The sequence below is a fragment of the Thiocystis violacea genome (assembly GCF_016583565.1).
GTDB lineage: Bacteria > Pseudomonadota > Gammaproteobacteria > Chromatiales > Chromatiaceae > Thiorhodococcus > Thiorhodococcus violaceus_A.
This window is the reverse complement of sequence record NZ_NRRF01000005.1, coordinates 1-12,080: the sequence shown is the minus strand read 5'-3', so window position 1 is coordinate 12,080 and position 12,080 is coordinate 1. Positions and strand designations below refer to the sequence as shown.

Here is a 12,080-nt window from a genome sequence, read left to right as displayed (position 1 = left end):
GATGGGCACGTCCGTCTGGCGTCGAGGTTGGACGCGAGCCCAGAGCGCGGACTTTGCCCATCCTGCCCATCCTGCCGATCCGGGTCTATTTGGGTAAGGTCATTTCCGGAAATCGCCTAAACAGAGAGGTCCGAAGGCGCGGAGCGGTGCCACGAGACGGTAGAGTTTTTCAGACAGCTTCTCAATCTTTTTGCCTCATCCGCCGTCTCACTCATCGCCATCGCACTCTTCGTCTGGCAAGGCGCGATCGCGTGGCGGGAGGGGCTCCTGGTTCTGCTCGGCACGCGCGCGGGCGGCTACGCCGCGGCGCATCTATCGCGCAAGCTCCCGCAGGCACAGGTGAAGACCTTCGTCCTGATGGCGAGCGCGGCGATCACCGGCTATTTCTTTTTCGAGACGCACGGAGCTTGACGCGACGCATGCTGTAAATGCCCCGCACAGAAGGCGGGGAGCGCGCTCCGGGATCGTCTCTCCTGGCACCGCTCCGCGGTGACCTGTTTTGCCTCGCGCAGCACTCGGGATTGGGTGGTCCATACTTACAGCAGCTCAGACTGCTTGGGGATCGCCGCGATGAAAGAAGCGCGTTTCTACGACCGGCTCGAGAATCACCGGGTTCAGTGCAGACTCTGTCCCCACGATTGCGTCATTGCCGACGGGGCACGCGGGGTCTGTGCGGTGCGTTACAACGCCGGGGGTGTCCTCTACACCCTGGTCGCCGACCGCGTTATTTCGCGTCATCTGGATCCGATCGAGAAGAAGCCGCTGTTCCACTTCTATCCGGGCTCGCAGTCCTATTCGATCGCGACCGTCGGTTGCAACCTGCGCTGCGACTTCTGTCAGAACTGGGAGATCAGTCAATGGCCGCGCGAGCGGCTGCCGAAGCACCTGGACGCCGGTCCGGTCGGGGAGGGCGCCGAGCCGCTGTGCCCGCGTCTGGCGGACCTGGATAACACAGTGCCCGGGGAGCCGGTGACGCCGGCGCAGATCGTCCAGGGCGCCCTGGCCAGCGGGGCGCGCTCCATCGCCTACACCTACACCGAGCCGACGATCTTCTACGAGCTGGCCTATGAGACGGCCTGTCTGGCCAGGGAGGCTGGCCTGGCGAATGTCTTCATCACCAACGGCTACATCAACGAGGCCCCGCAGCACGAGCTGGCGACCGTGCTGGACGCGGCCAACGTCGATCTCAAGTTCTTCCGCCAGTCCAGCTACAGCCATCTGAGCCGGGTGAAGCTGCGGCCCGTGCTCGATGCCATCGCCCGCTATCAGGCGTTGGGCGTCTGGCTCGAGGTGACGACCTTGATCATTCCTGGCGTCAACGATTCCGACGCGGAGCTGCGCGATATCGCGCGCTTCATCGGGTCGGTCTCGCCGGAGATTCCCTGGCATGTCTCCAGGTTCCACGGTGCCTACGAGATGACGCGGGTGGCATCCACGCCGGCCGAGACCCTGCGACGGGCGGCCGACATCGGCGAGGAGGCGGGGCTGCGCTACATCTACCGGGGCAACCTCCGCGGCGCGGGCGGGGAGGACACCTTGTGCCACCAGTGCGGCAAGCGGTTGATCCAGCGGTTCGGCTTCCAGCTGGTGGCCAATGAGATCCGTGGCGGGCAGTGCCCCGCGTGCGGGACTCGGGTGAGCGGGGTCGGCCTGGGTTGAGGATTGGGTGGCGTTGCGCGGGCTGTTTCCAAAACGATTGCGTCGCGAGTTGAAGATGCCCGCCTCACGGCGGATGACCGACCGTCCGATGAGACGGCTTCGCCGCCCGCCACCTCCGCCGCGGGCGCGCGAGGCGGTCGAGACGCGGGGGCGCGGGATTCAGCCGCTTTGCTCGGGGAGCGCCGGCTGCCTGTAACCCAGCAGGGACACCGCCTTGCGGACGAGCGCTCGCCCGAGCGGGATCGGCCTGCGCGGCCTGAGGCGTTGCTCGAATGAGGCCATGACCTCCGCGAGCAGCGCCTCGTCCGGGCTCCATGCCGCGCGGGTGTCGGCTGCCTCCGATCGGTCCGCGCAGGTGGAGGGTTCCTTGAAGAGCGTGCCGCGGCTCAGAAAGTCGCGGGCCAGGCGGGTGTTGACGTCACTGAAGCGGTCGAGGAGCTGTTGGCGTTCCGTGCTCGATAGCAGCGTTGACAGGGGAGGTGAATGCTCGAACATCCTGGCGGCGCGTGTCTCCGCGAGTAGGGTGCGACGCACGCGCTGTGCCCGATGATAGATCTGCGGGCGCCTTCTGCGGCTGGCCTCCTCCCAGGTCGGCAGGCGCTGGTTGAGTCGGCGCATCAGCTCGGCCTCCGCGACGTTGAGGGAGCGGTTGAGGGGTGGCGACTGCTTGAACAGGCCAGAGTTGCGAACGCCAAGCGTGGCGAGGAAGTCCGTTACCACATCGCCATCTTGCATGTGCGTGCGGTCGAACAGGCGCACCCGTATCCGCTCGTATCCAAAGGCGTCGGCCCAGGGGACGAGCAATTGGAGGTAATTGAAATAGCGTAGGTGGGGTCCGACGCCACGAGGGCGCATCCATTCTCGCCCGCCACAGAGCAACCGCGTCGAGAATGCCGACAGGACCATCTCGTCCTGAGGGCGCAAGTAGACCAAGACCTCGACCGGAAATGGCGCAAGACATTGCGCCAGCCTGGTGATCGCCTCGGGTGTGAGCCGGGACGAGAAGTGCTCGGAGCTCAGCACGATCTGCTCGGCATAGGTGTCGGCCGCGTCATCGATCGCCGCGATGACGCGATCGAGTCTCGGCGTATCACCCCCTGTGACGAAGTCCTGTGCGCCGGAGCCAAGCAATGCGGCTGCCACGACCGAGTGTGTCTCGTGCCGAAAGAGCTCCGGGGCTGTCGGATAGAGAATGCCATGGCGCGCGAGCAGGCGGGCGCGATTGGTCGTGAGAAAACGCTGGATGCTGGTCGTGCCAGTCTTTTCCAGTCCGATATGCAGAACGATGCGCGGTGTGGTCATGTCGAGACCTTGTTGAGGACGGCGGATGCCGCCGTGATCGGAACGATGAAGTGCCGCTGCCAATGAGGGCGCCATTCGACGCGCGCGGATTGGGAGCAGCATGAGACGGCGGCGGCGTGTGCCGATGCCTTTGAAGCGTTGGAGCAGGCCCTAACCGGTGCCGAGACTTGGTGAATCGCCTTGGCCGGCACTCAGCCGAACCGAGATCTCCATGCCGTCGGGATGCGCCTCGTAGTACTCCAGGCGGCTTTCGACGTAGTGAGATCGGTAGGGGTTGTACGGATTGGTACGCACGTACTTCAGGTACTCACGCGCATCGAAAAGCGGTCCCACATTGTCGGCGACGATCTTGCTGCCGGGCTCGAGGAGGCCCTTGTCCTCGATGCGCCAGAGGTCGACGAGATACTCGTCCTTGTTGTGGTCCATGAGGACCAGGTCGAAGGGACCGGTCAGCGTAGGGATGATCGTGCCGCTCTCTCCCACCAGGATGCGCACCTGATCCTCCACGCCGGCGAACTGGCAGATCGCCTGGGCGATCCTTGCGTGACGCCGATTCGCCTCGATCGAAACGACCTGCCCGCCCCCTCGGAGCAGGCGCGCCATCCGGACCGCGGAGTAGCCGCAATAGGTTCCAAGTTCGAGCACATGGGCGTTCAGGGGCAGTTGGGCCACAAGCGCATCCAGGACGCGCCCTTTGTCGTCTCCCAGATTCATCATGAAGCGCTGCTCGCGTGCAAAGCGATCGAGGGCGCACAGGACGGACTCGGCATCGCCCTCGACCGCCTCTGCGCGCACGAAGTCCAAGGCCGCCCGCTCCCGACGCGGCTGTCTCCCGAGCGTCGCCCGTGCCGAGCGGCCCAGCTCGCGGAAGATCGCGCCGATCAAACCGAGCCGTTGCGGGATCGGCCGAAAGTCCGCGGCCAGCGTTGTCGAGATGCTCATGGCGAGCGCGGTGATGGTCTGGTTCATGAGTCGTCTCCTCGTGATTCATCGGGGTGTCGAGGCGAAGGCGGCGGCGTTCGTTTCCGGATTGCCATCGCTCCTCTCCCGCGCTCCCGAGATCCAGGCACGGAGACTCCGCGGTCAGCGACAGTTGCGCATTGACCGGATCGGCGAGACCGGCGCCCAGGGAACAGGCAAGCAGGGGAGGCCCCTCAACACGAACTCAGAGTACGTCGCGACCTTGAAGCGAGGATGGGGCGAATGTGAGCAGTCCATGGGGATGGATGCGCCGCGGCGGACAGGCCAGGAGAGCGGCGGCGGGCGTCGAAGACTGGAGTTCGTGCCGCGCCGCACCCGAGTCCGGCATTCTTGAGTCCGGCGCTATTTCGGCAGCGTTCCTTTGGGCGCCGGGGTCATCGGCGAACCGATGCTGGACTGGACATCAAGGCTGTCCTCTGTCCGTGGCGGGCGAACGGCAACGATGCCGTCGAGCATGAGGTAGAGGCTCGGCACCAGCAGCAGCGAGATGAGGGTGGCGAAGAGAATGCCGTAGCCCAGCGAGATGGCCATCGGGATCATGATCCGCGCCTGGATGCTGGTTTCGAAAATCATCGGCGCCAATCCGCCGAAGGTGGTCATGGTGGTCAGCAGGATGGGGCGGAAACGCCGGGTGCCGGCGGCGACCATGGCGGCCTGAGCGTCGAACCCCTGGCGTCTGAGCCGGTTGGCATAGTCGATCAGCACCAGGCTGTCGTTCACCACCACACCGGAGAGCGCGATCATGCCCATGATGCTCACCACGCTCAGGCTATAGCCCATGATCAGGTGGCCGAGTAGGGCACCCACCGCGCCGAACGGGATGGCTGCCATCACCAGAATCGGCTGGACATAGCTGCGGAAGGGAATGGCCAGCATGGCGTAGATGATGACGAGTGCCGCCAGGGCGCTGTTGCGCAGGCTGGTGACGCTGTCGCTGGTGTCGGCTTGCTTGCCCTGGAAGCTATAGGTGAGTCCCGGGTAGTGGCGCAGCAGGTCGGGCAGTATCTGATCGCCCAAGACCGCGACGACCCGATTGGTCTGGTCCACCGGCTCGACGTTGGCGGTAACACTGACCGTGCGTCGGGCGTCACGCCGTTCGATGCTGGTATAGGCCCGTCCCCGTTCCACCTTCGCCACCTGCATGAGTGGCACCCAGGCGCCGGCCGGCGTGTGCACCTGGAGCTGCTCCAGGTCGTATTCGCTGATGCGCTGCGACTCGGGCAGGCGCACCATCACCTTCACCTCGTTGCGGCCGCGCTGCTGGCGCAGTGCCTCGGCGCCGTAGAATGCGTTGCGCACCTGTCGGGCCAGGTCGCTGGCGCTCAAGCCGAGGCTGCGTCCTTCCGGCAGTAAGGTGAAGTCGAGCTGCTGCTTGCCGCGGGAGAATCCGTCTTTGATGTCCGTCACCAGCGGCAGTTCGCCGAGCCGTTCCGCCAGCGCCGCGCTGGCGCGATCGAGTAGATCGATGTCGTCGTGGCTCAATTCCACCGTCAGCGCGGCACCGCGGCCCGGTCCGCCCAGATCCGACTCGAAACGCAGCGACTCCACCCCCGGCAGCACCCCGCTGGCTGCGCGCCAGCGGCGTGTCAGCTCGCGCGTACTTAGGGGACGGATGGCCTCGTCGGTGAGGGTCAGCCGAATGCTGACGACATTCTCCTGGATGTTGGTGTCGATGCTCTTTAGGAGCTGATCGCGGCCGATCTCCGCGGCCACTTGTTCGATGGCGGACACCAGTCGCGCCTGCACTTGCTCGACCTGTTCCATTGGCGAGCCGTAGGGGAGGGTGGCGGTGACGATGGCGCGATCCCCTTCCACCCGTGGCATCAGGGTGAAGCCCATGCGCCCGCTCAGGGCGTATCCCAGAACGATGGAGAGCACGGCGATCCCGACGGCCAGGGTGAGATAACGCTGGCGCAGGCACAACTCCAGCAACGGTTGATACCGGCGTGTGATGAACTGGTCCAGTGCGGCCGACACCCGTTGCTGGCGTGTATGCGCCCAGCGCGCGAGGGGGTTGCGGTGCTCCGGATTGGAATGCCCCAGATGGGCCGGCAGGATCAGCAGGGCTTCCACCCAGGAGATGAGAAACACCGTCGAGACCACCAGTGGGACGACCTGGAACACCTTACCCATGGTGCCCGGCACGAAATAGAGGGGCATGAAGGCAACCAGATTGGTCAGGATGCTGAAGGCGATGGGCATCGAGACCTCGCGCGCCCCGACGATGGCCGAGCGCAGGTATCCCATGCCCTGCTGGCGCAGCTCGTAGATGTTTTCCCCGGCGATGATGGCGTCGTCCACCACGATGCCAAGGGCGACGATGAAGGCGAACATGGAGATCATGTTCAGCGACACATCCATCAGCGGCAGGAACAGAAAGGCGCCGAGAAAGCTGGTCGGGATGCCGAGGGTGACCCAGAAGGCGAGCTTGAATTCCAGAAACAGCCCTTGTAGCACCAGCACGAGCAGGAGACCCAGGAAGGCGTTCTTGAGCAGCAGATCGAGGCGTTGCTGGTAGACTTCCGACATATCGTGGTCGATCTCCAGGGTGACGCAGGGAGGCAGCTCGGAGGCAAGTTCGGCCATGACTGCGCGCGTGGCTGCGGCGACCTGCGCTGGCGTCTGGTCACCGACCCGGTCGATCTGCAGGACGATGCTCGGGTTGCCGTTGTAGTGCTGGGCGCTGTCGTCGTCCTCGAAGCCGTCACTGATCCGGGCGACTTCACCGAGAGACAGATAGCCGCCGTTGCCGGTCGCTACGACCGGGATGGTGGCAAACTCGCTGGCCCAATCGCGGCGCTGCGTGACCCGTAGCAGGATCTCTCCGCCCTTGGTTTCGAGGCTGCCGCCGGGCAGCTCCACGGAGCTGTTGTCGATGATGGTGGCGATATCGCCGAGCGTGAGGTTGTAGCGGCGCAAGGTGTCACGGTCGACGTCGACATGAACCTCATAGTCGCGAGCGCCACGCATCTCCAGCTGGCTGATATCCGGCTGTTGCAGCAACCGATCCCGAACCGTCTCCGCGACTTGGTGCAGCGTCCACTCACTCACTGGCCCCGAGACGGCCAGTCCCAACACCTCGCGCTGGCGGCTGGCCAGGGTGACCCGAGGTGCTTCCGCGTCCTCGGGCAGTGTGGTGATGGCGTCGATCTCTTGCTGGATCTCCTGATAGACGCGCATGGCCTCGGCGTCACCGCTCAGCTCGGCGCTGATGGCCGCGCTTCCCTCCCTGGCGGTCGCGGTGATCTCTTCGATCCCATCGATCCCGCGAATGGCCTCTTCCACGGCCAGCACGATGCCTTGCTCCACTTCCTCCGGGCTGGCGCCGGAATAGGTGACTGAAATGTCGACCTGGTCGAGGGTGAAGTCGGGGAAGACCTCTTCCTTGATCGTCCAGGAGGCAAACAGGCCACCCACCAGGAACACCAGCATCAGCAGGTTGGGGGTGACCCGGTTGTGCACCATCCAGGCGATCGGGCCACGGTCTTTGTCGGCCTCGATAGTGGGGGTGCTCATGATCCGGCTCCCGGGCCTGGTTTGCGCTGACTGGGCGGTGCCTGATCTTCATGCGTCACAGCGCCAGAATCGCGGCGCTCGCGCAGCGGAGTCCCGGCGACGGGCGTGTCCATATCCGCAGTGATCACCCGGTCATCGCGACTGATCCCCGCCTTGATCAACACCTGATCACGGCCGCGGAAAGCCACCTCGACGGGGCGTATTTCGAGTGTGTCGTCCGGCGCCATGATCCAAACCTGGTCGCCATCGCGCAGCAAACGGCGCTCCATGGCCACAACATCCTCAAGCGGACGGCCGCTGATGCGCACCCGCAGGAAGTCATTCACCATCACCGGCGGCAGGCCGGCGTGCTCCGGTTTCAAGGCCAGGGGGTCGGGGACCTCAACCAGCAGACGCGCCATGCGGCTATCGCCGTCCAGCTCTGGAATTAAGCGCAGGACGTGCCCGGTGCGACGTGTGCCCGCGTCCCAGCCGGTTTGCCGCAACTCTACGCTTGCCCCCCTGCCAGCGTCGCTGGTGGGTATGGTAATCCAGCGCAGATCGGCGACCGGCACGCTGACGTCCACCCAGACGTTTTCGATACTCACGAGCGAGAGCAAGGCGGTGCTGGGGTCGACACGGGTCCCCAAGTCGACGTTTCGACTGGTGACCATACCGAGGAACGGTGCGACGACCTTGGTTCGCTCAAGCGCGAGCTGGGCTTGATCGCGGCTGACCTCGGCACTTTCCAGCGTGGCACGGGCGCTGGCGAGCTGTGGCTCGCGCAGCACCAGGGCCTGGACGACTGAATCCAGTTTCTGGTCCAGCAGTTCATACTCGCGACGTGCGACCACCCGCTGTCCCAACTCCTCCTGCAGGGCGGCCTGAGCGCTCGCGACGTTGGCCTCTTGCTGGCGCAGACCGAGACGGTAGTCGGCTTCGTCGATCCGCAGGATCTCCTCGCCGGCCTGGAACAGGCCGCCGGGAATCAGCTGACGGCTAACCGACACGATCGGCCCACTGACCTGTGCATAGAGGGTGCTCTTACGGGCGGCGACGACCGTGCCCATGGCCTCGAGCACGGGTGTGCCCTCGGCTGGCGTGAAACGGAGCGTCTCCACCAGCCGGGGCTGTTTTGCAGGGGCGGCAAGCCGCGCCCGAGGTCCGCTATTGACAAGGATCTGGGCAATCGCCAAACCGACGCCGATCACGACCAGGGGCAGCAGCCAGCGCGCGATTTTCCAGTTGCGGCCGGGCTGGCGCACGCGCGAGGAGGCGTCCGGGTCGGGAGGTCGTCTGGAGTGTGGCATTGATGCTTGAGTCCCATCGGCAAACTACGCCGGCCAGCGATCGAATGGCTGCTTCTCCAGCCGCATCCGGCCTTCGGCGTCCTGGTGAATGTTGATCCAAGCCCGCCAGTTTGCGTCGTCCATGTCGGGGTAGTCGAGCCGGAAATGACTGCAGCGGCTCTCCGTGCGCATCAGCGACGCCTTGAGCTTCATCTCCGCGCTGACGATCATGTTCGCGGTCTCATGGGCCAGCCTGAGTTCGTGCAGGTCGCTGGCCCGCAGCATCGGCAGATGGTGATCCCGCAGCTCTTCGATATAGGCCAGCGCCGCCTTCAGCATGGACTCCTTTTTGATGTAGAGAACGAAGTTCGGAATCATGATGCCCTGCAGGGTTTGCGTGACCCAGGCCGGGCCGTAGCCTGCCTCCCGCCGCAACGGCGCCAGCATCTCGCGCTCCACTTGAGCCAGCTTGTCCGCCGGCACGGACGGCATCTGCACACCCTTGCTGTACTCCGCGGCGGCCTCGCCGGCGACGGCCCCCTGGACCGCGGAGCCTGCCAGGGAGGAGCCGATCTGGGTGTAGATGGCCCCGGCCATGTAGGATCCCAGGGCATCGCCCGCCGCATAGAGTCCGGGGATGTTGGACGCGCAGCGGTCGTTGATCGGCACCAGCCCCTCTGACTTGTGGATCGCCATGCCCGCCGAGGAGCCGCCGACCGGCGCTCCGCGCATCCCGGGCGGACCCTTGTCGCCGCCGGGTCGATCGCCAGGCCCACCCCCAGGCCCACCCTTGGCGCCAGGGGGCGGCGGGCGATGATCCGCACCGCCGGCCAGGGGTCGACCTCCAGGCGGTGGAGGTGGCCCGTGCGGATGGTCGAAGCCCTGCGGCCTGTAGGGACCACCTTCCAACGTTTCCGCCATCCTGTCCGGTGGACCCGGTGGCAGCGACGCGCCATGGATATAGGCGGCGTAGTTCAGCTCCACGCCGAGATCGTGGCGAATGCCGACACCGGTCACGTCCGGCTTGCGCTCGAACATGCCGTGCCAACCGTCGAAGCAGGCGGCCGGGTTTTGCGCCTGGCCCGGATGGCCGTCGTTCCATTCCTTTCCGGTGACCTTGGCGCCAATCCGGTAGGCCATCACGCTGCCGTCATGGGTCAGGTCGCAGATCGGAAAGCCGTTGGGCTTGAAGCCGCCGGCACCGGTGCAGAGGATCACGCTCTTGGCGGCAACCTGGATCAGCTGCCCGTCGTCCAGGGTGAAGCCCGCGGCACCGGCGATGCGGCCCTCGTGCTCAATGAGATGGGTGACCATGACCCGTTCGATCAGGGGGATGCCGCGCGTCTCCATGGGCCGCGAGAACGCCTTGTTGTAGAGCGGCGAGTCGAAGAAGCCCCACTCCCGCAGCTCCGCGACCCTGGCCGCCGAATGCTCCGCCATCTGGCGCGTGTAGACCGGGTTGTTGGTGCCGAGCGCGGAGCGCGACACCTCGGCCACGAAGGCATCGAGCGAGATGCCCGCCTCGCGCGCGTCGAACGCGAAGATGCCCTTGGCGAACGGTGTCTGTCCCGAGGCGCCGAGCCGCCCCTTGGACAGCACCATCACACGGGCGCCGGCGTCGTGCGCCTTGACCGCCGCGAACAGACCGGCCATGCCGCCGCCGATCACGAGCACATCGGTCTGGAGCGCCCGCTCGTCCATGTCATCGGGGTCGAAGGCGGCCCGGTTCTCGCCCCATCCCGGGGCCAGCCCCATGGCCGCGAGCGTCGTCAGCCCGGCGGTTCCGCCGGCTAGCGTCAGGAAGCGGCGGCGTGACATGCCGTTGTTCTCATGCGGATCCTTCATGGGCGGGCACCCTGGGTTCGTGTTAGGGGGTTGTGCGTGTCGGAGAGGGTTTGCCGGATCACCACCAGCACCGCCGTCGAGGCCAGCGCCACCACCAGGAGCGACATGGCCGCGTCGGTGTGGCGCCCCAGCGCGATGGCGTGCCAGGAGGCGGTGACCATCAGCAGGATCGACAGCAGCGCGTGCACCAGCTTCCAGGTGCGATAGTCCAGCCCCAGCCTCGCGCGCAGCAGGGCGGTGGCGCCGATCACCAGCATCAGCACCCAGGAGATCATCCCCAGGACGACGCCGAGGCTGTCGAGGGTGGTCAGGATCTTCGTCAATGCCTCTAGGGGAGAGATGCCGCCTTCGAAGGCGCGCGGCAGCACGATCAGCAAGGGATGAACGAGCAACAGGCCCGCCACCGAATAGCCGATGATCTTGTGCAGGCTCAACAGCCTGCCGAGCCGAATCCCCGCGTTGACGAAGCGCGCGCCGCGCCCGAGCAAAAACTGCCCAAGCAGGAGAAAGAACGCGGCCAGGGTCAGCATGGAAAGCGTTTCCTTCAGCAGCGAGCGCCTGGGGGTGTCCCCCAGGGCGAGGAGCACCAGCGGCGGAAGCAAGAGCATCAGTGCCGCTGCAATCAACCGGCACTTGTTGGTATCGGATTTCACGTTCACCCCCAGGAGACGACAACGGGTATCGACTTGTCCGGCGTGATGGTGATGGCATCGACCGGGCAATACATTCGGCACAAATGGCAGATCTGGCAGTCGGCCACGTATCGAATGACGGCCTTTCCGGTGCCTGGGTCCATGCGGATGACGTCGGTCGGGCAGGACTGAACACAGGTCCCGCATCCGATACATCCATCGATGCTGCTGATTGCCATCTGGTTTGCCTAGTGGTCTAGAGTGAAAGTCCTAATACTGTTTCTGGGCGATCGATGGCATCCTACTCATCTGTCTTGAGTTTCGCCGACGAGTTGATGACACGATGCCACGCTGCACCCCGATTCCCGTTTCCTTCACCGACAAAGAACGTACCCAGTTGGAGGCGTTGGTGCGTCAGCACACCACGGCGCAGCAACTGGCGATCCGAGCCCGAATCATTCTCGCCGCCGACGCCGGCAAGGGGATGCACGAAACGGCCGCCACGTTGCAGGTCAGTCGCTCGTTGGTCCAACGCTGGCGCCGCCGCTGGCGCGAGCGCGCGGATCACCCGGTGCTCGAGCGTCTGAGCGATGAGCCGCGTTCGGGGACACCGCCGACCTTCACCCCCGAGCAGATCTGCGCCATCATCGCCCTGGCGTGCGAGCCTGCGGTCCGCGAGGGAGTGACGCTGGCGCGCTGGACCCATGAGGACTTGGCTGAAGAGGCCAAGGCGCGCGGGATCGTCGACGCCATCTCCGCGCACTCCATCGGACGCTTCTTACGCGAGATCGATCTCAAGCCGCATCGCGTACAGGGCTGGATCAACACCCCGCGCGATGGTGATTTCGCCAAGCGCTGTCGCGATGTCTGCGAGACC

General features: G+C 65.4%; 9 protein-coding genes. 2 read left to right on the top strand and 7 right to left on the bottom strand.

What is annotated here, in order from left to right:
* Positions 1-570 precede the first annotated feature (570 nt).
* Positions 571-1,659, top strand: coding sequence for a radical SAM protein (locus CKO23_RS03190; RefSeq protein WP_200328308.1), 1,089 nt, complete (start codon positions 571-573; stop codon positions 1,657-1,659).
* 159 nt (positions 1,660-1,818) lie between these two features.
* Here CKO23_RS03190 and CKO23_RS03185 read toward each other — a convergent pair whose 3' ends face one another.
* The 7 genes from CKO23_RS03185 to CKO23_RS03155 form a co-directional block, all read right to left on the bottom strand.
* A complete protein-coding gene (locus CKO23_RS03185) occupies positions 1,819-2,961 on the bottom strand; it encodes a hypothetical protein (RefSeq protein ID WP_200328307.1) in 1,143 nt (380 codons plus the stop codon).
* 150 nt (positions 2,962-3,111) lie between these two features.
* Positions 3,112-3,930, bottom strand: coding sequence for an O-methyltransferase (locus CKO23_RS03180; protein WP_200328306.1), 819 nt, complete (start codon positions 3,928-3,930; stop codon positions 3,112-3,114).
* Positions 3,931-4,284: 354 nt separating this feature from the next.
* Complete coding sequence (locus CKO23_RS03175) at positions 4,285-7,458, bottom strand: efflux RND transporter permease subunit (RefSeq protein WP_207168411.1); 3,174 nt, start codon at positions 7,456-7,458, stop codon at positions 4,285-4,287.
* Positions 7,455-8,747: an efflux RND transporter periplasmic adaptor subunit gene (locus CKO23_RS03170; RefSeq protein WP_200328305.1), complete on the bottom strand. Its 1,293-nt coding sequence runs from the start codon at positions 8,745-8,747 to the stop codon at positions 7,455-7,457. The genes CKO23_RS03175 and CKO23_RS03170 overlap by 4 nt, the downstream gene beginning before the upstream one ends.
* 24 nt (positions 8,748-8,771) lie before the next feature.
* Positions 8,772-10,571 carry an FAD-dependent oxidoreductase gene (locus tag CKO23_RS03165; RefSeq protein WP_200328304.1) on the bottom strand — a complete coding sequence of 600 codons (1,800 nt, stop codon included), beginning with the start codon at positions 10,569-10,571 and terminating at the stop codon, positions 8,772-8,774.
* Positions 10,568-11,224 (bottom strand): ferric reductase-like transmembrane domain-containing protein, encoded by a 657-nt coding sequence (locus tag CKO23_RS03160; protein ID WP_200328303.1) that lies wholly within the window; start codon positions 11,222-11,224, stop codon positions 10,568-10,570. Before CKO23_RS03160 ends, CKO23_RS03165 begins: the two co-directional genes overlap by 4 nt.
* Positions 11,225-11,226: 2 nt before the next feature.
* Positions 11,227-11,442, bottom strand: coding sequence for a 4Fe-4S dicluster domain-containing protein (locus CKO23_RS03155; protein WP_200328302.1), 216 nt, complete (start codon positions 11,440-11,442; stop codon positions 11,227-11,229).
* Between the two features lie 104 nt (positions 11,443-11,546).
* Between CKO23_RS03155 and CKO23_RS03150 the strand changes: the two genes are divergently transcribed.
* The coding region (locus CKO23_RS03150; RefSeq protein WP_207168410.1) for a helix-turn-helix domain-containing protein at positions 11,547-12,080 on the top strand (534 nt) is incomplete at its 3' end.